The organism is Dolichospermum sp. UHCC 0260 (assembly GCF_009711985.1).
Classification (GTDB): domain Bacteria; phylum Cyanobacteriota; class Cyanobacteriia; order Cyanobacteriales; family Nostocaceae; genus Dolichospermum; species Dolichospermum lemmermannii.
The window spans coordinates 47006-67635 of the sequence record NZ_VIKZ01000016.1 but is presented as its reverse complement, the minus strand read 5'-3'; the positions used below and the strand labels follow the sequence as shown (position 1 = coordinate 67635).

The window sequence follows — 20630 nt, the reverse complement described above, 5'->3', positions numbered from 1 at the left end:
AATGGACGGGATTAACTGATGATGATTTATATCAACGTATTCGTTCAGTTATGCACTCCTATCATGAAGCAAGACAAAAAGGCGAATATGTTGCACCCCAAATAACAGCTTATGTGAGTTTATTACCAGCTTGTGATCCTATTTTATTAGGTTTACCTCCAGGAATAGGAGTAGAATTAATTGATTTACCTGGTTTAAAATCAGTGCAAGATCGGACTAATTTGGCAACTATTCAAGAGCAAGTTAATAAGGCATTTAGTTTAGTTGCTTTGGACTATATGCAGGTAGATGATAGTCATAGAAAACGATTATTAGAAGAATTAAAAAAGGTGGTTCAATATTTACATGGGCGTACAGACTCGATGATTTTTATTTTAAATCGAGTTGATCAACGTGGTGCGGATGATTTACCTTTAGATGTGAGAATTAATAAGTTAAGAGAAGAAATTAAAGAGACATTATCACTGGCTGAATTGCCAGATGTTTTACCATTTAATGCTCGTCTTTTATATTATGCCCAATGTGCTTGGGGTGCTGGCGCTTTAAATGAACCTTCAACAGTTGATCAAAAGACAAGATTACAATTCTTGAAAGCTATTTTTAAGGATTGTATGAATACTATTAAATCTCAATACACAGCTATTCAGCCAGAAACAGCACCGCAAAATATACAACAGAATATACAGCAAAAGTTAAAAAACATTCCATCTATTTTTCAAGAATCTGCGGATATTTTTCGCTCTAGTAATGCTGAAAATACTGATTTACGGGAAGTTTTAAAATCTCTTCCATCTGTATTTCAAAAATCTGCGGAAGTTTTTCGTTCTCATGTGGTTGAAAACCGTAATCTAAAAACATGGTTTCGTGAGATTGAAGATAAAGTAGATGCTGATCAACCTATTGATGATCATACAATGCAGGAAATTATTTCATATTGTTTAGAATGGAGTGGGGGTAAAGAACTTTGGCGACGTTTTCAAGTCAGAGTAGAAGAATCATTTGATAAGTTAGTAATATTTCCTGCATTAGTGGAAGTATTTGAAAACTATTCTGTTTTATCACAACGGTTAGATGTTCTCATTCAAACCCGGAAAATATACAATCAGGAACAGGTTGAATTAGAAAGGGATAAAATAACTAAAATTCGTCAAGATTTACAGACAAATATCAAAAAAATAGGTAAAGAATTTAGCTCAGAAGTTGAGCAATTAATAGGATTTTTGAAAACAAATGATCCTAAAGCTCCTATTAAGGTTAAACAAGATGCTGAAAAAAAAGGACGTAAAGGATTTTCTCAGATTCTTAATGCAGTTAATGAAGTAGAAGGTGACTTAAATAAAGTTTTAGTTATTCCAGTTCGTGACTCGTTAAAAAATAATTTAGGAGCTTTTGAATTAAGAGATAAACTTCAGGCAGTAACATCACCTGCATTAGCTGATCGTATTGCTAAAACCTATGATGATGTTAGTCGCAGACTGAGTAAATTTTCTCCACAGTCAGAATATTTATTCAAAAGTGTTAGAGCAGATGATAATAATGGTAAAAAAGAACTTGAACATGATGAACGTCATGTGAGATTTTTATATCACTTTATGAGAGAAGCTATATCAAAAAGAGCAGAGTTTTCTCTCCAAGGAAAAGCCAAACAATTTGAAGAGGCTTTAGGATCATTAGTTGATGAACAAGTTAAAAGATTGAAAATTTGTTTATCAGAAGAAACTTTTGCATCTTCCATTAATCTTGAACAAGCGGCAATTAGTGATTTACGCAAGAAATTATCTCATAATTTACCTACCTTACCAGAGAAATTTTTTGATTTAGAAGCTAACATTCAACAAAAACAAACTAAGAAAAAAGAGGTAGTTGGGCAAAAAACAGAATACGAAACACGCACTAAAACAGAATATGAAAGTTACACAGAATACTATCAAAGTGGTTCATGTTATAAAAGCACAAAAAGTAGAACCAAAAGCAGGCCAGTTACTCGCAATTACACAGAAGCAGTAACTCGTGATATTACTGCTGATGTTGAATATGTGGAATTGTTTTTACCATCTCCAGATTTAATGGCTAAACAATGGTTAAGTGGAATTGAGAAAGGAAAAGGCAGTTTATGGGATATTTTACTTGACTGGATTTTGCGAAGATTAGATTATGTTAGTCTTATTTTTGAAGAATCAGTTGATGATATTACTAACTTAGCTGAACGGGCTTTAGAAAAGCAGTTAAGAATTATTGAGGATAATTTTGAACATGAAAAACAATTTTGGCAAGATTTTGAAATCAAGAAGAATAGGGTAAATTCAGTTTGTCAAAAGTTAGAAGAAGTTTGTAGTGAATCTTCATTATGATTTGATAGAATTAGTGAGAGTATCTTATTCTCACTTTCAACAATCCCTTTATATTATACAATTTTAATCATTAATAAATCATGAGTTTTATTCAAGCATTAGATGAAGTTTATAATCAAGTTACTGATGAACTACAAAGAAGATATAACCGCCCACTACAGAATATCCCTTTTAATCTGAAGTTATATTATGCTGTTCAATCCTGGACTGTACAATTAAAAATATCTGAAAATGAAAATATAACTAACTTTATTCTTAGAAATTCTCAATTAGATGCAGTTATAGAACTTACTAAATATTTGAGAACAGAAAGTATAACAGAAAAGAAAAGTTTTGAAATACCAAGTCCTTTAGGTAATTTTAAACTTTTTCATACTGATAATGAATTTTATGATCGTGTTAATTCATTTTTATCTCGGATGTCTATAAGGAGTGACAACATGAAAGTAATTGTGATTATTGCCTTTGTAATTACAGCAGTTGGTTATTGGCTTTATATAATTAATCGCCAAAAAGAACAAACACAACAACCACAACAACCAACTCGTAGACCAGAAACAAGACAAAATGAATATGTTTTTACTTCTCCATCTCCTCCAGTACAAACTCCTCCAGTACAAAGAATTAAACAGGTTTTAGTTTTAGTAATTTCAGCATCACAAATAGATTTTCTCAATTCCATTTCAGCAAAAAGACAAATTAGTTTTAGTGAAGGAGAACAACTTTATGAACTGACAAAATATTTATGGACAGGTTCAGAAATAGACTATCAACAAAGAATATCTAATATTAACCGCTATTCAGTATCTCAAGGAGAAGAATCAGAATATGATATTCACCTAGTTTATATTGAACTTAAATTAACGGATTCCGGTTTTAATCCTACTGTAAATCAACTTGATAGATATGATGCTTTTCGTAAATTAAGCGATTTAGCAGTTGATTTTAAGATATCACCTAGACTGCAAATGGAAGCCTACGGAAATTTTGAAGTTTATAGCCGCTAAAATTAGGAGAAAATAAAATGTTGATTGATGCTAGTTTCTTAGTTAAGAATAAAGAAGTTGTTGAATGTTTATTAGATGGCTCAATGACACGCTATGGCGGCGTAATTAGATGGTCTAAATATACAGAAAAAGCTGGTCAAATAGTTTGTCATTTAGCAGAAACACCAGGACTAACTAACAAACTCATAGATGTTGCATCTTCTCCCGTATTAGGTGGAGCTAATGTCATAGGTCATGGATTAACCTATCATAAATTAATGGGAATAGAAAAAACTCTATCGGCCGCAATGGGATTAACTCAAATAGCTGCTGGTGCAAGTGTTTTAAATCTTGGTGTAAGTATTGCTGGTTTTGCATACATGGGCTATAAATTGCACCAAATTCAAAAAACTTTAGGTCATATTCAACAGTCTATGGAAGCAGGATTTGATAGACTAGAATCTAGCTTAAATAGAATTGAAAATAAATTAGACCAAAGTTTTAACAGAGTAGAAGCCAGCCTAAATAGAGTTGAAAATAATTTAGATATTATCTCTGGACAACTTTCCTATCTTTACTTACTAGTAGAAGATAATCGCCAAAAACAACAAAGTCTCGCTCAAGCAATTTCTCACATTCAACAAGCGATGATAATTAAAGAAATTGCTGAATTAAATGCCGAATTAAATGATCGTAAACGTTTCCCTAATGAATCACCGAGACAATGTTTAAAAGTAGCTGATGGAGTTCGCTTATTTTTAGCTAATCAAGCACTACAAATTACCCCAGAATTAGATGCTGAATTGATGCTAAATACAGATATTGCTATTCAAGGTTGGGCAGTAGCAATAGCAACAGAAGCTAACTTATTATTAGAAATTGGACAACATCAAGAAGCTAGAGAATTATTAGTTGTAGAAATTTCTAAATTTAAACAAGTAGTTGAAAGATGGAGTAGTCAATTAATTAGTAATGAAAACTCCTATTTATCTACAGCTTATCGGTTTACAAATTCTCGTTTTCAAGAACATATTGCTCCAGAACGAGTAGAAAGAATTACTCAAATTTACCCCAATGATTATACATTATCTGCTGAATATATTCGCCGCAAAAAAACTAATATTGATGTAGAATTTCAAATGTCCTATAGTTCCCAGTGGGATGAAACATGGACACTTCGCCAAATTGCTATAGCTGAATATTTAGATACCCTCAGCGAACTTTTAGCGAGATTAGACAGTTTAGAATCTTTTGCCGTTTTATGTGAGAATAAAAACGTGAAAAGTAGTAAAGATATTCTGCCTGATGATAATACACCATCGGGTTTATATATTTTACCTTATTAGAAGAAATTAAAATGAATTTAGACCAGGCTATCAACTCGATTCGTGCTATAGTAGAGATATAACAAACTGAGAGCGATCGCTCTTTAGAAACAACAGTACAAGTATTAGGTATAGGTTTGGGTGGTGGTGCTATATTTTCCGGTATTATCACTACGCACATAGATAAGATCAACTCACCTTTATTACCAAAAAATTACTTTTCAGCTTCATTAATTTTAAGCATAATTGCTACCTTGGGATGGACTCTTTTGGTTTGGTTGGTTATATGGATAACAAAACGCAAATAGTTGTTAAAGATATTCTGCATGAAGAAGAATATGAACAAGCAATTACAAGATTAAATGATTTACTTGATGAAATTGGTACTAATGAACAACATCCTCTTTATCATTTATTGGATACATTAGGAACGATAATTGAGGCTTATGAAATAGAACATTATCCCATTCCTAATTGTCATGGAAATGATGTATTAAACTTTCAAAATTTAGGTTACAATGAATTATAACTTAGATATTTAATGAAGGAATAAATCATGAAAATACAAGGAATTATCAAAGGTAACACCATAGAATTATTATATCAAACATTAGACAAAATTCTTCTACCTGATGGAGTAGAAATTTCTATAGAAATACCAGATAACTTAATAATTAAACAACCAAAATGGCAAGAGTTAGAAACTGTTATTGGTTTATGGAAAGATGATACAGAAATTGATGAAGTTTTTGATATCATTAATCAGGAACGTCATCAAGATTTAGTCATGTAGGTTGGGTTGACGCAAGGAAACCCAACAATTTTTTACACTATTCACCAACTTTTTTAATAGCTTCTTGATAAATTAAATTACTTAAACGAAACTTACCAACAAATTGTAAAGAATCCAGTTGTTCTCTTAAATTAGGAATTAATCCATTTTGTTTAGCCCAAATCAAAATTCCTACCGTACCTAATACTGGTAAATTCATTTGTTTTGCAACTCGTCTAGCACTTTTCTCATCAAGTAAAATAGCTTGACTAGGTTGTTCAATAAACAGGGTTATTGCTTCTGATTCACCTTCATCTAACTCTAATTTTAATAACGATACTAAAGCAATATTACTAACTGGTAAAATAGTTAACCATGAAGCTTTTGCTACTTGTTCTGCACCAAATCTTCCTATACCTGTCTCCACAACTTCTTTCCACACAGCTTGTGGAATTATAACACCATCGGGAAACCGTTGATTAATTAACTCTAATTGTCCAATACTACTTAAAGCAATTAAAACCGATGAATTACTAACTGCTTTCATGATAATATTTCTAATGTCTCTAAATCTGTTTCTAACTCTTCTAAATCATAACTACGATCAATATTTTCTTGTCCCAATAACTCATGAAATTCCCATTTACTTAATTGCGACAATTCACGGGCTTTACCAAAAGAAAGAATCCCTTTTTGATAAAGTCTAATTGCTAATTCAGTGCGGATGCGATGCAGACGTTCATCAGGAGGTAGACGTAATCCCTCAGTTACTTGATCAGGAATTTCTAAGATTAGTTTACTCATAAGACCTTGCGGTAAGTGGGAAACTCAGTCAATCTCCTTCCCTGTCTCTGACAGGGAATGAATTATAGAGACTCCGTCTCGATTCTATCATGTTACTTCAAGCAGAGCAAGCTAAAGCTTCACCCAATCTATCAGCAATAAATAGATGGAAATTGGTGTAGTAATTTTCTATTTTTGAGGAATTAATTTAATTAAACTTCTTAAAGTAGAATTAACAGATTCTGAATTAGGAAAATATTGTTTCACATCAGGATCAAGAACCAGGGGAAACGCATCTAAATTTTATTGACAAAATACCATTTTTGTGTATAAACGAAAGAATCGGTATTTATCGTTTGATGGATTTTTTCAGAGTCATCGTGATGGTTTAAATTATTGTCAATAAGTAGACGTTAATGCAAATTTTTGGGTCATTATTGAGATTAAATAGTCCTTATTGATAAGATGCGTTTCCCCTGGGATCAAGAATAATTATATCATTTTGTTTAGGGAAATGTTCTACTGTTGTTGTCCCATCTTCATGATGAATAGTAACACTATATCCTTGTTGATACCGTTGAGAATATTTACCCCGAATAGGATTTTTTAGTTGACTTAAATCATATTCTTCTTTTAAGTCATCTTCTAATTCATATTGTATTTTCTCGTTCATAATATCTCCTTTCTTTAGGTGTAACTAATCTTGCACTAATTAAACGGATTTTATCATCACGATCTGTATGAGAAACAAACAAATATCTACCTTGATTGGATAATCCTATTATAGCGATTCTCTCCTAATGAATGTTCAGGATCGTCAAAGTTGATAGATAAAGGATCATTAAATATTGAAGCTGCTTCCTCAAAAGAAACACCATGTTTTTTCTGATTTAATTTACCTTTATCTTCATCCCATTCAAATTTTAGTTCCAACTCAATTTTGACCTCTTGTAGGGAATAATGGACTAATTAAGGCATGATCACGCAGAAACAGAAACTTCCGATTGATAACAAATCCCCGCTTCCTTGAATCTTTGTAAAGCTTCACCCAAGCGATCGCAATCTGCAATTAAACTAATTCTCACATAGCCTTCACCACCCACACCAAAGGCATTTCCAGGAGTCAAAACCACCCCAGTTTGCTGTAAAACATTCAAAGCAAAATCTGTAGAATTCATTCCCACCGGACATTTTATCCACAAATACATAGTTGCTTCCGTTTTGGGAATATTCCACCCCAATTTACCCAAACCATCAATTAAAAAATCTCGACGAGTGCGGTAACGTTGTTGCACTTCATGTAAATAAGAATCAGGGAGACTCAGCGCAGTTTCCGCTGCTGTTTGCAAAGCCGAAAAAATGCCATAATCTAAATTGGTTTTCAGAGTCCGCAAACCTTGGATAACGTGACGATTTCCGACAACAAAACCAACGCGCCAACCTGCCATATTATAGGTTTTAGAGAGTGTGTGAAACTCGACACCAATCTCCTTAGCACCAGGAATTTCTAACAAGCTAGTGGGTTGATAACCATCAAAAGCTAATTCTGCATAACATAAATCATGGACTAAAAGGATTTCATACTTCCGTGCAAAGGCCACAATTTCCTCAAAAAATTCGCGGGGGGCTGTGGCTGCGGTAGGATTACTAGGATAATTGAAATAGAGAATTTTCGCTTTTCTAGCCACTTCCTCAGGAATAGCTGCTAAATCAATTAACCAATTATTTTCTTCCTTGAGAATTAAATTATGGATAACTCCCCCAGCAATAATCGGTCCACGAAAATGCACAGGGTAAGATGGTGAAGGTACTAATACAGTATCACCAGGATTAATATAGGCGATCGCTAAATGCCCCAAACCTTCCTTAGAACCGAGTAAGGGTAAAGCCTCACTATCAGGATCAAGGGTAACACCATAACGGCGATTATACCATTGAGTAATCGCCTTACGGAAACTAGCCGTTCCTTCAAATGGAGGATAACCGTGATTAGCGGGATTTTGCAAAGCTGCAATTGCGGCTTCTATCACTGGTTGGGGAGTAGGTCCATCAGGATTACCCATACCCAAATCAATCAAATCTAACCCTTGTTCTCTAGCCTTAGCCTTTAATTCGTCCAAACGGGCAAACACATAAGGCGGCAATTTTTGTATCCGTTCTGCGGGAGAAATCCAACTCAAACTCATTCCTTCACCTCGTCACTTATTCCCCTGGTGGAAACACGATTAATATCTATTGGTGCAGTGGTAGAAACCATTGCGGCCATCAATTGTTCCAACGCTACATTAAACGGTAGACGGTGGATATCAGAATTAGGTTCTAAACTAATTTCCGCTGCTGTTTGTAACTCACCCAGAGTAATATTACCTAATCCCAAATCTGCTAATTTTTGGGGTAGTCCAATCTCTGCATAGAACTTCAACAATTGTTGTCTTGCTGACGCTGCTAATTGATTTCCTTGGATCATTTCTTCTAACCGCAGTTGTACCAGGATACCATAAGCGACCTTTTCCCCATGAATGCTCCCATGTCCAGAAATATGAGTTAAGCCATTATGAACTGCATGGGCAGCGACTGTGCGACATTGCGCCCCACCAAGTCCCCCAATTACTCCAGCTAGGAGTACAGTTGCGTCCACAACTTCTTGCCAAACTTCCCCACCCGGAAACTGTAACGCAGCAGCAGACTTTTGCAATAAAATATCGCGTAAAACTCGCGCTTGTTGAACCGCAGCAATAATTAAAGTTTGTTGCAAATGCCCACTACTCACTGATGCTTCATACCATTTAGCGATCGCATCCCCAATTCCTGCTATTAATGTGCTTGGAGGTGCAGTCTGAACTAAATTATAATCCAAAATCAGCAAATCAGGACAGCGAGATAAAGCCACATCATATAAAAACGCCCCAGTTTCTGAATAGACATTAGAAAGGGCAGTCCAAGCCGCACAGGTAGCCCCAGAAGTGGGAATTGTCACAATTGGTAATGTCAATTGGTGGGCGACTAATTTAGCCGTATCCAGGGCTTTACCACCACCAATACCGATAATCAGATCAGCTTTATGTTCTTTAGCGGCTTTGCGTAAGGCTTTCAAACTAGCTTCACAACAATCAGCACCATAGGAAACTGACAAAGGATGTAATTCTGGAGATTGGCAAAGAGATTGTAAACTCTCTTGACTCAGATTGAGAGTCTGATTTCCAGCAATAATTAAGGGACGAGTTCCCAAATTAGCAACTTCACCCGCAACGGTTGACAACACACCCGCACCGCGAATTACTTTCCCAGGGGCAACAGAAAGGCTGAAAAATGAACTAGAGGTTTGAGTGGACAAAGTTTCAGTAGAATGTTGATTAGGCATGATCTTGATTTTGCCAAAACTATTGATATTTCTTAATCAAATTTTAAAATAATCTTTATTGTATGATAGATGACCAAAAAATGTGCAAACAAGAAAGAAGCAGGGGGCAGGGGGAAGAGGAGAATATTTTTCTTCCCAATTACCCATTCCCAATTACCAATTACCTATAAAGCAGTGGGTTTTGGTAATGAAGCAAACTTGTCTAAATAAACTTCTACCGCCATTTCTGGGTCTTCACGACTGACCAAAGTGCGATTTACTTGACCCAAGTACAGCGGTACAGATAACCCTATTTCTGGGTGGATAATAGTGCGAGCGCGAACTATCATTTCCTTACTACCACCAGTACCTAAGCGACCATAGGAATAAAGGTTACTAGCTGCTTGACGTAAAGTTGCTTCTAATTCTGTGGGAGTAATTTCTGGTGCGACGGCAATTACTGTTTGGTTAGAACCGTTATCATAAACTAGGCTGTACTTGACAGCACCAGGAATAATTGTGCGACTCAGGGGAACGAGGGAAAGTGAAAATAATCCCCCTGTCAGTACCAGCATAAAGCCAGTTGCACCCACCAGTCGAAAGCGAAAGCCCCATTTAAGAATGAAAGCTAAGATTGTCAGGACTGCAAATACTATTGTCGCAATACCTGACCATTGGGTATATTGGAGAAAATTAGCGGTACTGGGCATAAGGTTTTAATTACGGATATTACCATCTTACCTATCAGCAACACCAGATTTTTACACAAAAACAAAAACACCCCCCATTTCTGGAGGGTGATTCTGTAATTAAGCTATTAACAAAGCTTTAATTATTAACCGTTGATTGCAGGAGCGCTCATTGCAACAGGAGCAACATCACTAGCAGCCAAGTCTAGGGGGAAGTTGTGAGCGTTACGCTCGTGCATTACTTCCATACCTAAGTTAGCGCGGTTGATTACGTCAGCCCAAGTAGCGATAACGCGACCTTGAGAATCAATGACGGATTGGTTGAAGTTGAAACCGTTCAAGTTGAACGCCATTGTGCTGACGCCCAAAGCGGTGAACCAAATACCAAATACTGGCCATGCAGCTAGTAAGAAGTGTAATTGACGGCTGTTGTTGAAAGAAGCGTATTGGAAAATCAAACGACCGAAGTAGCCGTGGGCTGCAACGATGTTGTAGGTTTCTTCTTCTTGACCGAACTTGTAACCGTAGTTTTGAGATTCGGTTTCAGTTGTTTCCTTAACCAAGGAAGAAGTTACCAAAGAACCGTGCATTGCAGAGAACAAAGAACCACCGAATACACCAGCTACACCCAACATATGGAAGGGGTGCATCAAGATGTTGTGTTCAGCTTGGAACACGATCATGAAGTTGAATGTTCCAGAGATACCCAAAGGCATACCATCGGAGAATGAACCTTGACCAATTGGGTAGATCAAGAATACTGCGGTAGCTGCTGCTAAAGGTGCAGAGAAAGCTACACAGATCCAAGGACGCATACCCAAACGGTAAGAAAGTTCCCACTCACGGCCTAAGTAGCAAGCTGCACCGATTAAGAAGTGGAATACTACCAATTGGTAAGGACCACCGTTGTACAACCACTCATCTAAGGAAGCTGCTTCCCAGATTGGGTAGAAGTGCAAACCAATAGCGTTAGAGGAAGGAACAACTGCACCAGAGATGATGTTGTTTCCGTAGATCAAAGAACCTGCAACTGGCTCACGGATACCGTCAATGTCAACGGGAGGCGCAGCGATGAAAGCGATGATGAAGCAGGTAGTAGCGGCTAACAGGGTAGGGATCATTAATACACCAAACCAACCGATATAAATCCGATTGTCGGTGCTGGTGATCCACTCGCAGAAGCGATCCCATACGTTAGCGGTTGAGCGCTGTTGTAAGGTTGTGGTCATTTTATAATTGCTTTATTTTCTTATGATGTTGGTAGGTGGTTTTGCCTACCTGTATACAACATTAGAGGATAAGTTTAAATTTGTAAAGATAATTAGAATTAGTATTAGTTATATCAGTTATATGTTTTCCTAATGTAATGAGGTTTACAGAAATTGCAGCCGCAAATTCACTCCTAAAAATCAAAGTATATATAAGGTAAACTGCCTTGAGGCGCTAGTAACCAAACCGCATAAAAGCATAAGGGGACAAAAACAATTTTAATTGGCCAGCTAAACTCTAATTTCATTTCTCTTTTAAAAGCATAAGAAATACTCATCAGCAAAGCTATGCCGAGCAGCAAATAAGAAATTTGATATTGACTCATATTTAGAGCTTCTATATAGACCTTTGCGGAAAATTGTTGATCACCCCCATGACCCCAAAGGTGTTGAATAACTAAAGCAGAGTCTTGGAGGTTGGGGAGACGAAACCAAATCCAAGATGTAAAAACCATGATTTGTGTCAAAAACCAAGCAAAAATTATTCCTAGCGGGTTTTGCCAAAAAGATTTAAGAATTGTCAAGCGATCGCTTAATACACTAATGAGACGATGCCCAGCTAAAGCGACACCATGCAATACACCCCAAATAATAAAACCCCAAGCTGAACCGTGCCAGATACCAGCTATTAGCATTACTATTAATAAATTTCCGCAGGTACGCATTAATCCACGTCGAGAACCACCTAAAGGAAAATAAAGATAATTACGCAACCAATCACCCAATGTGATGTGCCAGCGTCGCCAAAAATCGGCAATACTGGTACTGAAATAGGGAAAATCAAAATTTTCCGGTAAAACTAAACCAAATAGTAAAGCACTACCACGAGCAATATCAACATAACCATTAAAATCTAAATATAGTTGCAAGCCATAAGCAAAGGTAGCTAACCACAAATCTGTACTACCTGCTCTTTGTAAGTTACCAAAGCATAAATCCACAAATATACCCAAATTATCAGCGAAAATACCTTTTTTAACCGCACCTCTAGCAATTAACCACAGTCCTTCAGCAACTCTATCAATGCTGGGAAATCTTAGGGTATCAAATTGAATTGCTAAATTATGGTAACGAGTAATTGGCCCAGAAATTAGTTTGGCAAAAAATAATTTATATGTGGCAAATTGGATAAATTTAGTAGTAGCAGTAGCACCACGATAAACATCTATTAAATAAGCAATACATTCAAATGTAAAGAAAGAAATTCCTAAAGGTGCAACTAACTTAATTAATGATTCTGGTGAATTTGTCGGCTGATTAAAAACTAAATTTAGGAAATAATTTATGTATTTAAAACCTAAAAGAATAAAAACATTAAAACCTATACCAATCGACAACACTTTGAGACGACGTTGATTCCAGTCAGCTTGGGTAAATTGCCGTTCTTCGTTAGATAAATTCCAGTTTTGAGAATGCTTTTCTGGTGAAGTATTGCTGCCAATTTCTAAACCTAGACGGAAGTTAATAAAAGTTAGTGCTAAAAGTAATGGTAAATATTGAATGTGCAAAGATGCGTAGAAAACAAGGCTGGCTATTAGCAGTATCCATAATCTTATATTTGCTAAATTCACAGTCCAGTAGATTCCTAAAACACTCAACAAAAACAGCCCGTAAAAAATTGATATAAATTTCATTTTTGATTAATTTATGATTTTGAATTTGTGATTGGGAAGAAAGAAGATAAGTATTTTTTTCTCTTCCCTATTTAATCACTTTGTTGGCCAGCTAATCATTGGATCTATAGCCAGTTTTTTTGATACTTCATAAGCACCATAGCGATTGAGGTGACTAGGATCTGAAAAGTAATCATTTGCTTTTGGCCATAGCTGACTTAAATCACGATATATAAATTGAGGATGATTGGTAAATCTTAATAAATACTCTTGAAACTGTTGTTCATATTTTGTGCGTACAGGATCTAAATAATCTGAAGTAAGGGGCAGATTGACAAAGATAAGGGAGATATTATTATTTTTGGTAAACTCTAACATAGAATGGAATGCCTGATCTTGTTTACCTGCTAATTGGAAAGATTTATAATCGTTGTCGTAATCTCCAGAAACTTTGGGGTGTTTTTGATAATATGTGCTGGGATTAAAGCGAATAGATAAAGGTAAGAATCCATCAAAATCAACTCCGGGGAGAGAAAAATTATTGTCTATTTCAGAATCATGGGTGAGATTAATTTTTGATTTAATCGGGGGATTTTGATAGCTAAAAGGTAGATATTGAAGTTGTTTTTGGAGAAGAATTTTAATTTGATCACGGTTTTTATAACTAGCAGATAAATTAGCTACAGACTGATTTAACGAATCGTTAGCGACTTGATAGATACTAATATCTTCTATCTTAGGTTTACTAATAATTTTTTCTTTTCTATCTTCTGGGTTATGAAGAACTTCATTATTTTTGACTGTTGTTTTCGCTTTTTGTAATATTTCCTTGTATCCTGGTGAGGTTTCAATTGTATTGAAAGTAATATCTTCTCTGCCATTATTAAAGGCGCGAGAACCATCTGCCCATAAAATCACTTTTGGCAATTCTTCAGGTTTTAAAACCTGACGGATAAGAACATCAACGACTTGGGCTGTTGCTCCATTAATACCAAAGTTAAATATATCAATATTGCTATAATTTTGGGTGACTAAAGCTTTAGAAAGGGCGACAGGATCAACTCCTCTCAGGGCGCGAGAAGAACCAATAATCAACACATCTGGTGGGCGTTTTTTGGTGTTTAAACGATGTTTATAGAGGGCTAATTGTTCATCTAATTGCCTAGCATTAAAACTGGGCATTTGTGATCTAGCTGCTAATAAAATCGCTGTAGCTTTTTCTTTTAATGGTGCGGCTGGTAAATTTTCTGATTGAGAACCATTTTCATTGATAAATCCAGAAGCATTAAAAGCAGATTGATCATTATTAGGTAATTCGGTTGTTCCTGATTGATTTAAAAATGATGTTTTCTGATTATTTGGTAATGGTAAAGATGCTTGGGCTTGTGAGGATAAGGGCGAAATAGTATTATTAGTAGCTTTTGGTGAATTCTTAATAGTATGGGCGACAACATAGCCTAACATGAAATCACTTTGTAATGCGAGAAGTAATCCTAATGCCAGCCAAATCATTCCACTTCTAATTCCTTGATTATCGGGATTTTCATCTATTTCTTGATTAGATGATGTAAATAGTTGACTGTTTAAAAGTAAATTTCTGATGATTTTATTGGTATTTGTTAACCAATTTTTTGTTTTTTCTTTGATAAAACTTTGTACTTTTGTATTTGTTAAATCGGGACGCAAAATTTCTTCACCGTTTTCACCGATTATCAGGGAATTTACATATTCTGATGTAGCAGCAAATTCTGGTGTTGCTTCGGGGACTAATCGAGAACGTTCTTCTAGATCAACTCCATGATGCCATACGGGTTCTTTATCACCAGCACGACGACCATAAACACGGACACCTGTAATACCATGAATTTTCAGTTGGCGGATAAATTGAGTTACTTTCCGAGAAACTTGATGGCGTGTGGGACAAACGGGAGCATCACACATGATGTGTAATAAATATTCTTTGCAAACTAGTAATACCCGAATACCACCTGTTTTCAATCGCCAATCTAGGTCAGGATTAAGCAACTGCTCTAGTAAAAAAATAATTGCTGGTTGATCACCTGTACGGGCAAGTTCCCAGGCAGATGTCACTAGGGTGGGATGCTGGGATGCTGGTAAAGATACCCAGTCTATCCAAATTGGTTTTTTATCCGCTGTTTTTTGTCCGTATATGGCGGCTGAGATAATAGCTTGAGGAGCAATATTTTCTAGCAGGGGGACAATGGACTGTAGCGCGGTTTCTTTATCTGGTGCAGGGGCGGTTTCTAAGGGGTCAAAAGCTGGAGTACAAAATATGTATAAGGTAGATTCTTTGAGAGAAGTTTGTAGTGCTATTTTGAAGCCTAATAATTCCTCTGTTAATATTTTAGCGATCGCTTGCACATCTCCCCACCGCGCCCATTCTTTTAACATCACCTCTGGAGGTGTTAAATCTACTCTTACCCGCCAATCTGGGTCGGTTTCCCCGCGAACTTGGGCTACAATGATCCCATCCTGATAACCAACAAGCTGCAAATATCTGAGCTTTTGGCCTACCGTTTCTGCCAGTAATGATGGATCGGGACTATAGCTAGACTGACAAAATACCCACAGACGATTAACGACTATCTGAGAGTTATTTTTCGCCGGAGAGGGTTGAATTTTTACCTGTACTGCTATCCCTAAATGGCTGAGATGTTCGCTCAAATAGCGAGCAATGGCATCGGCATCTCCTTGGCGTGCCAGACTCTCATTAGAGATAATTAACGAGCTACCGGGGCTTATAGGCGTTTCTGTTTGTGATAATAGTGACTGTTCTACCTGTTCTAAATGTTGCTCTAGTTGGTTCAAGTACACCCGATGACACCATTCGGGACGGTGTTCCCCTTTTTTTCGACCATAAATTAATATCTGGTATATTGACGGTTGTTCGTCATTGGTAAGGGTATCTATATCAGTTTGCTGTAGCGCTTGCAGTAACTCCGATAAGGTTTGCCAACGTTGTGGACATTCAACGCTTTCACAGAGAATATGTAGGTCATTACCTAGCAATCGGACTTTTACCCCGAAAGTATTTATACCTGTTGCTTGGCTTACCCATTGCACTAAGGAATTTTGACGATTATCAAGTAATACTGTTTTCATGGGCGGTGGAATTTAACAGCAAGGTTGTATTGGGGAATTTCGGCTGTACTTGTCAACTAGAATCATAGAATTATCACATTTTGCCGTTTTTTTTAACAATTTTGTTACCTTTGCAGCTTGCAAAATTGACAAAGATAGTCTTATATGAAGAGTTTAGAAATCAGGAGTATGGGTGCTGCGCCAAGGAGTCAATACCTTCTGCAAGGGATAAATAAAACATTACCAACATTATGCGGTGCTATCAGACACCAAAATAGTTTTAACCTTTTTCCCCGTTTCCTGCTATATTTTTCTACTGTTAACATTGATGTAATATACCGTAGCCCGCCTGGGAATAAATTCCCAGTCTCATAGCAAAAGTCATCTGAAGATGACTAAATAAACGTCTACTAATTACTGAAAATTACAATGCCATCCGTAAACCAACAGTTCTTTTCTCAATCTGGATTAAATTGCATTGCATTCACTATTTCCCCTGCTTGTCTTTTACAAGTTGGTACAGTATCTATACTGATGCTACTCATGGCTCAAAAAGCTACGGGCGAGGCATTAATCGGACTGGGTGAAGCAAGTGAAGAATTATTACGAGGCGATCGCTTACCTGTTCTCAATTTCCCAGATGATCACAAATTAGACAAGGGTCAATTCCCAAGGAGAACACCCAATACCAGCCGCAACTAACATCACACCCTTAACAGAAAATTATTCTATTTTGCGTCCCGAAGTTTTAATCGGATTGGTCAGTTGTCAGTTGTCATTGGGTAGTTTTATTCTTCCTTCTGACTCCTGAACTCCTGAATTCCTGAATTCCTGAATTCCTGATAGCGAAGCGTGGCGTTAGCCATACTCCTCACTTTAAAAACTCTTTGGGATTTTTTGCTTCCCAACCGAGGGAACCGTTAGAACGCATTTCAAAATGAAGATGAGGTTGTGTGGAGGTTGGTTGTCCGGTAGTTCCGACTGCTCCCAAAATATCGCCTTTGTTGACTGTTTGACCGAGAGTAACTTTGATGCTGTCAAGTTGGGCGTAACGGCTTTGTAAGCCACCTGCGTGGTTAATAATGACTAACTTGCCATAACTACCTTGTTCCTTGGCAAAGACGATGATTCCAGGAGCGATCGCTGTCACAGGAGTATTTACTGGTGCTAACAAATCTACGCCACTATGAAAGAAAACATCTCCTGTAATCGGGTGAATTTGCCAACCATAAACTAATGCAACATCTGTACTACTTGGCAAGGGATAACCAGTAATGTTTCCAGCCGGGGTACTAGGTGCGGTAGCAATTGTCCCAGAAGTAGCAGCAGGAGCAGTAATTACCCCTGGAAGTATCGGTAAAAAGACAAATTTAGGGGTTTTCTGACAACCATTGATTTCAAATACTGTATCTGGACGGACTTTATACTTAGATGCGATTTGTCGCCAGTTTTGATTACGAGGAACTTCGACAACAATGCCATTGAAAGGGAGAATTTGCAGTTCTGTTCCTGGATTTACGACCCCATTCTTCACGGATGGATTAATCCCAATAATTGTTTCTGGTGCTAAATTATAGCGATTAGCTATAGTTGCTAAAGTTTCACCACGATTAACTTGATGACGTTGGATACGAGCTAAAGCGGGAACCGGGCAACTTCCTGGACTAGCATTAACGCTTTGTGACTGTGGCAGTATGGATAATAAACCCAAAGTGCTAAATAAGCTCAAAAAACATAGTGAACAATAGGAAAATTTCATGTAAATAAGTCCAGAAATCGCTAATTTTTAGATTTTAGTGGGGAATTGTTAAAGATAGGATAAAGTTTTTCCTCTATCTTTCTACTACCTATTTTGAGTAAATTCATGATGAAATTCCAGAAGTAGATATGATCCCCGAATATGCTGACAAATTTCTAATATTTATATGTCAAATGATCTGTTCACTGAACGTTTGCTTGACTACACTAAAGAGATAAGCTTCCATCTGTCCTTGAGCGCCATTATTCTTAATTATTATGAAGTTATCTTTGAAACAACTGGTTGTTTATCTAGGTTTGGTGGTAATTGGCTCTGGTGGTGGTGTCTTTGCTAGTCGTTATTTTTGGACACACAATCTTTCATTTCAACAGTTAAAAAATGTGGCGGTAACTTTACCTGCTGAATCTGTTGTTCCCCAACCTGTCAATGGCATACTCAGTTCTTCTGGAGGTGATAATGTCAATTTTATCGCCACTGCTGTCAGCAAAGTTGGCCCTGCGGTCGTGCGGATTAATGCAATTCGGAAAATATCAAATCCGATGACTGAAGCTTTTAAAAATCCCTTATTTCGGCATTTTTTCCAAGAGGATGAACGACTAATGCCCTCAGAAAAAATTGAGCGCGGGACAGGTTCAGGATTTATTCTGACCGAAGATGGCAAGTTATTAACTAATGCTCATGTAGTAGCAGACACAGATACAGTTCAAGTCACCCTCAAAGATGGGCGAACTTTTCAAGGGAAGGTGGTAGGAGTTGATACGGTAACAGATATAGCCGCAGTCAAAATTTCCGCGAATAAATTGCCGATAGTCAAGTTAGGTAATTCACAAAATTTGATTCCTGGACAATGGGCGATCGCAATTGGCAATCCTTTAGGTTTAGATAATACTGTCACTATTGGCATTATCAGTGCCACAGACAGAACTAGCGCCCAAGTAGGTGTTCCTGATAAGCGCGTGAGTTTTATCCAAACAGATGCAGCAATTAACCCTGGTAATTCTGGAGGACCACTTTTAAATGCTCAAGGACAAGTTATTGGTGTGAATACCGCTATCCGTGCTGATGCTCAAGGACTTGGTTTTGCTATCCCCATTGAAACCGCTTTCCGTGTAGCCAATGAACTATTTACCAAAGGAGAAGTTGCTCACCCATTTTTAGGAATTGAGATGATAGATATTTCCACAACTACAAAACAGCGACTGAAAGAGGAAGATCAACTAAACATTCAGCCAGATGTGGGAATTGTCATTAGAAAAGTTATGGAAAAATCACCAGCGCAGACAGGAGGATTACTTCCTGGTGATGTGATTCAAAAGATTAACGGCAAACAAATAAAAATTTCTGCCCAAGTCCAGAAGATAGTTGAATCAAGTACCGTTGGGGACATTCTCGCAATAGAAGTCAACCGCAATGGTAAAACTCAAATCTTTAAAGTCCGTGCCGGAAATTATCCCCAATAGTAGGGAGCAGGGAGTGGGGGGAGTGGGGGAAGTGGGGGAAGCAGGGGAGGTAGGGGAAGTAGCGGAAGTAGGGGAGGTAGGGGAAGTAGGGGGAGAATTGTTCTTTGTTCTTCCTGATCTTCTGACTCGGTGACTCCTGATTCCTATTGATTGGATAAATGTTCCAATTGCATCCTCTGTTCCATTTGGCGAAGAAAATAACCTGTCATCATTGCCGATGCTAGTATTCCCGCTAGATTGTCCCGGTCTGTTGTAATTTGGACATTGAAATGTTCTGTCGGTATCACTCCCACTAGTCCTTGGACATTCTGGGAAATGATTTGTTTAATTTCAGGGCTGACAGCTTGGGCGACACGGGCTAAAACTTCGGGGGATTGATGCTGTAAATATTTAAGTAATTGATTTGGGTTTTCCCCAAAGCGATCATTCAGAAGTTGATTAGGGTGTTGCTCAGAGTCGTCTTGTAAAAAGTCAGGATCAAACACCATTGGCGATTTATATTAGCGTAACTGCTAATTCTACTCTAAACCATATTCATAGAGTAGCGCATTTTCTACAGGGAAAAGGGAAAAGGAAACTTTCTAACAGGGAATAGTTTTTTAATTTTAACTTGTTTCCTCCTCTGCCTCCAATCCTGCCAACTCTAATTCTAGTTGTTGTTCTTTCTCTGGAATTGCCAAAATTTGGGGCAGTTGTTCGATTTGAAAATACTGATGAAATTTTGGGGTTATTTGCAGAGCAAAGGAGCGAGAATCACTCTCTCGGCGTTTGCGAACAAAACCAGATTCTACTAATTCTTGAACGTGCTGATAAGCTCCTGAACCCCGTAAATTAATCAATTCGCTTTGTAATATGGGATTATGGAGGGCGATCGCTGCTAATGTCCGTAAAGCCCCCACACCAAATTCTACTGGTATTATAGCTTGCACTAAATCATGGAATTCCGAACGCAGTTGTAAACTATAACCATGTTCAGTTTCTACGACTTCTAAAGCTGTATCTCGACGGGAATAATTCTCAATTAGTTCGATAATTCCTTCTTCTGCTGTGAAGCGATCACACTTCGCATATTCAGCAATTTCACTTAGAGATAAGGGTTTACCCTTTAAATAAAGAATTGCTTCTATTTTGCCGACTACAGGTATATTCTTGGGCATTAATCAGTTGTTAGTTGTCAGTGGT

Annotated in this window: 20 protein-coding genes and 1 pseudogene; 8 read left to right on the top strand and 13 right to left on the bottom strand. The window is 37.2% G+C overall.

The annotated features are described in order from the left end of the window. Positions 1-50 precede the first annotated feature (50 nt). From FJR08_RS23550 to FJR08_RS08520, 5 genes are all read left to right on the top strand, one after another. On the top strand, positions 51-2351 hold the full coding sequence (locus tag FJR08_RS23550) for a hypothetical protein (protein WP_254435717.1): 2301 nt from the start codon (positions 51-53) through the stop codon (positions 2349-2351). An 80-nt stretch (positions 2352-2431) separates the two neighbouring features. Then, complete coding sequence (locus FJR08_RS08535; protein WP_168632866.1) at positions 2432-3358, top strand: hypothetical protein; 927 nt, start codon at positions 2432-2434, stop codon at positions 3356-3358. Positions 3359-3375: 17 nt separating this feature from the next. Beyond that, positions 3376-4683: a hypothetical protein gene (locus FJR08_RS08530; protein ID WP_168632865.1), complete on the top strand. Its 1308-nt coding sequence runs from the start codon at positions 3376-3378 to the stop codon at positions 4681-4683. A gap of 265 nt (positions 4684-4948) precedes the next feature. Further along, complete coding sequence (locus tag FJR08_RS08525) at positions 4949-5191, top strand: hypothetical protein (protein ID WP_254435716.1); 243 nt, start codon at positions 4949-4951, stop codon at positions 5189-5191. Between the two features lie 27 nt (positions 5192-5218). After that, positions 5219-5455: a hypothetical protein gene (locus FJR08_RS08520; RefSeq protein ID WP_168632864.1), complete on the top strand. Its 237-nt coding sequence runs from the start codon at positions 5219-5221 to the stop codon at positions 5453-5455. A gap of 37 nt (positions 5456-5492) precedes the next feature. On the opposite strand, the gene FJR08_RS08515 is transcribed toward FJR08_RS08520, so the two are convergent. The 10 genes and pseudogenes from FJR08_RS08515 to FJR08_RS08470 all read right to left on the bottom strand — a co-directional run bounded on the left by FJR08_RS08515 (position 5493) and on the right by FJR08_RS08470 (position 16250). Continuing rightward, positions 5493-5981 (bottom strand): DUF3368 domain-containing protein, encoded by a 489-nt coding sequence (locus FJR08_RS08515; RefSeq protein ID WP_168632863.1) that lies wholly within the window; start codon positions 5979-5981, stop codon positions 5493-5495. Then, positions 5978-6238 carry a UPF0175 family protein gene (locus FJR08_RS08510; protein ID WP_039202188.1) on the bottom strand — a complete coding sequence of 87 codons (261 nt, stop codon included), beginning with the start codon at positions 6236-6238 and terminating at the stop codon, positions 5978-5980. Before FJR08_RS08510 ends, FJR08_RS08515 begins: the two co-directional genes overlap by 4 nt. 433 nt (positions 6239-6671) lie before the next feature. Beyond that, entirely contained in the window at positions 6672-6890 is a 219-nt protein-coding gene (locus FJR08_RS08505) for a hypothetical protein (protein WP_168632862.1), read from the bottom strand. After that, positions 6868-7150: pseudogene (locus FJR08_RS08500) on the bottom strand (BrnT family toxin). Before FJR08_RS08500 ends, FJR08_RS08505 begins: the two are co-directional and overlap by 23 nt. A 47-nt stretch (positions 7151-7197) precedes the next feature. After that, positions 7198-8403, bottom strand: coding sequence for an aspartate aminotransferase (locus FJR08_RS08495; protein ID WP_168632861.1), 1206 nt, complete (start codon positions 8401-8403; stop codon positions 7198-7200). Further along, complete coding sequence (locus tag FJR08_RS08490; RefSeq protein ID WP_168632860.1) at positions 8400-9578, bottom strand: iron-containing alcohol dehydrogenase family protein; 1179 nt, start codon at positions 9576-9578, stop codon at positions 8400-8402. Before FJR08_RS08490 ends, FJR08_RS08495 begins: the two co-directional genes overlap by 4 nt. A 164-nt stretch (positions 9579-9742) precedes the next feature. Next, positions 9743-10267 carry a Ycf51 family protein gene (locus tag FJR08_RS08485; protein WP_015083104.1) on the bottom strand — a complete coding sequence of 175 codons (525 nt, stop codon included), beginning with the start codon at positions 10265-10267 and terminating at the stop codon, positions 9743-9745. Between the two features lie 125 nt (positions 10268-10392). After that, complete coding sequence (gene psbA / locus FJR08_RS08480) at positions 10393-11475, bottom strand: photosystem II q(b) protein (protein ID WP_015083105.1); 1083 nt, start codon at positions 11473-11475, stop codon at positions 10393-10395. Between the two features lie 173 nt (positions 11476-11648). After that, on the bottom strand, positions 11649-13148 hold the full coding sequence (locus FJR08_RS08475; protein WP_168632859.1) for an MBOAT family protein: 1500 nt from the start codon (positions 13146-13148) through the stop codon (positions 11649-11651). 75 nt (positions 13149-13223) lie between these two features. Beyond that, positions 13224-16250, bottom strand: a complete 3027-nt coding sequence (locus FJR08_RS08470; RefSeq protein ID WP_168632858.1) for a DUF1574 family protein — start codon at positions 16248-16250, stop codon at positions 13224-13226. Positions 16251-16658: 408 nt separating this feature from the next. Between FJR08_RS08470 and FJR08_RS08465 the strand changes: the two genes are divergently transcribed. After that, positions 16659-16931 (top strand): hypothetical protein, encoded by a 273-nt coding sequence (locus FJR08_RS08465; protein WP_168632857.1) that lies wholly within the window; start codon positions 16659-16661, stop codon positions 16929-16931. Between the two features lie 169 nt (positions 16932-17100). On the opposite strand, the gene FJR08_RS08460 is transcribed toward FJR08_RS08465, so the two are convergent. Then, on the bottom strand, positions 17101-17988 hold the full coding sequence (locus FJR08_RS08460) for a M23 family metallopeptidase (protein WP_168632856.1): 888 nt from the start codon (positions 17986-17988) through the stop codon (positions 17101-17103). A gap of 257 nt (positions 17989-18245) precedes the next feature. On the opposite strand from FJR08_RS08460, the gene FJR08_RS08455 reads away from it, so the two are divergent. Further along, positions 18246-19448: an HhoA/HhoB/HtrA family serine endopeptidase gene (locus FJR08_RS08455; protein ID WP_168632855.1), complete on the top strand. Its 1203-nt coding sequence runs from the start codon at positions 18246-18248 to the stop codon at positions 19446-19448. Next, entirely contained in the window at positions 19426-19581 is a 156-nt protein-coding gene (locus tag FJR08_RS23165; RefSeq protein ID WP_217357493.1) for a hypothetical protein, read from the top strand. The genes FJR08_RS08455 and FJR08_RS23165 overlap by 23 nt, the downstream gene beginning before the upstream one ends. A 10-nt stretch (positions 19582-19591) precedes the next feature. On the opposite strand, the gene FJR08_RS08450 is transcribed toward FJR08_RS23165, so the two are convergent. After that, the gene (locus FJR08_RS08450; protein ID WP_041458567.1) at positions 19592-19936 is read right to left on the bottom strand and encodes a DUF760 domain-containing protein; all 345 of its coding nucleotides are present in this window, start codon (positions 19934-19936) and stop codon (positions 19592-19594) included. A gap of 117 nt (positions 19937-20053) precedes the next feature. After that, a complete protein-coding gene (gene scpB / locus FJR08_RS08445) occupies positions 20054-20605 on the bottom strand; it encodes an SMC-Scp complex subunit ScpB (RefSeq protein ID WP_168632854.1) in 552 nt (183 codons plus the stop codon). Positions 20606-20630 lie beyond the last annotated feature (25 nt).

Coding starts and splice junctions, on each gene's coding strand:
- FJR08_RS08495 (WP_168632861.1), bottom strand. CDS start 8,403: ATGAGTTTGAGTTGGATTTCTCCCGCAGAACGGATACAAAAATTGCCG.
- FJR08_RS08520 (WP_168632864.1), top strand. CDS start 5,219: ATGAAAATACAAGGAATTATCAAAGGTAACACCATAGAATTATTATAT.
- FJR08_RS08450 (WP_041458567.1), bottom strand. CDS start 19,936: ATGGTGTTTGATCCTGACTTTTTACAAGACGACTCTGAGCAACACCCT.
- FJR08_RS08505 (WP_168632862.1), bottom strand. CDS start 6,890: ATGAACGAGAAAATACAATATGAATTAGAAGATGACTTAAAAGAAGAA.
- FJR08_RS08515 (WP_168632863.1), bottom strand. CDS start 5,981: ATGAAAGCAGTTAGTAATTCATCGGTTTTAATTGCTTTAAGTAGTATT.
- FJR08_RS08525 (WP_254435716.1), top strand. CDS start 4,949: ATGGATAACAAAACGCAAATAGTTGTTAAAGATATTCTGCATGAAGAA.
- FJR08_RS23550 (WP_254435717.1), top strand. CDS start 51: ATGCACTCCTATCATGAAGCAAGACAAAAAGGCGAATATGTTGCACCC.
- scpB (WP_168632854.1), bottom strand. CDS start 20,605: ATGCCCAAGAATATACCTGTAGTCGGCAAAATAGAAGCAATTCTTTAT.
- FJR08_RS08460 (WP_168632856.1), bottom strand. CDS start 17,988: ATGAAATTTTCCTATTGTTCACTATGTTTTTTGAGCTTATTTAGCACT.
- FJR08_RS08485 (WP_015083104.1), bottom strand. CDS start 10,267: ATGCCCAGTACCGCTAATTTTCTCCAATATACCCAATGGTCAGGTATT.
- FJR08_RS08530 (WP_168632865.1), top strand. CDS start 3,376: ATGTTGATTGATGCTAGTTTCTTAGTTAAGAATAAAGAAGTTGTTGAA.
- FJR08_RS08475 (WP_168632859.1), bottom strand. CDS start 13,148: ATGAAATTTATATCAATTTTTTACGGGCTGTTTTTGTTGAGTGTTTTA.
- FJR08_RS08465 (WP_168632857.1), top strand. CDS start 16,659: ATGCCATCCGTAAACCAACAGTTCTTTTCTCAATCTGGATTAAATTGC.
- FJR08_RS08490 (WP_168632860.1), bottom strand. CDS start 9,578: ATGCCTAATCAACATTCTACTGAAACTTTGTCCACTCAAACCTCTAGT.
- FJR08_RS08470 (WP_168632858.1), bottom strand. CDS start 16,250: ATGAAAACAGTATTACTTGATAATCGTCAAAATTCCTTAGTGCAATGG.
- FJR08_RS08510 (WP_039202188.1), bottom strand. CDS start 6,238: ATGAGTAAACTAATCTTAGAAATTCCTGATCAAGTAACTGAGGGATTA.
- FJR08_RS08535 (WP_168632866.1), top strand. CDS start 2,432: ATGAGTTTTATTCAAGCATTAGATGAAGTTTATAATCAAGTTACTGAT.
- FJR08_RS08455 (WP_168632855.1), top strand. CDS start 18,246: ATGAAGTTATCTTTGAAACAACTGGTTGTTTATCTAGGTTTGGTGGTA.
- psbA (WP_015083105.1), bottom strand. CDS start 11,475: ATGACCACAACCTTACAACAGCGCTCAACCGCTAACGTATGGGATCGC.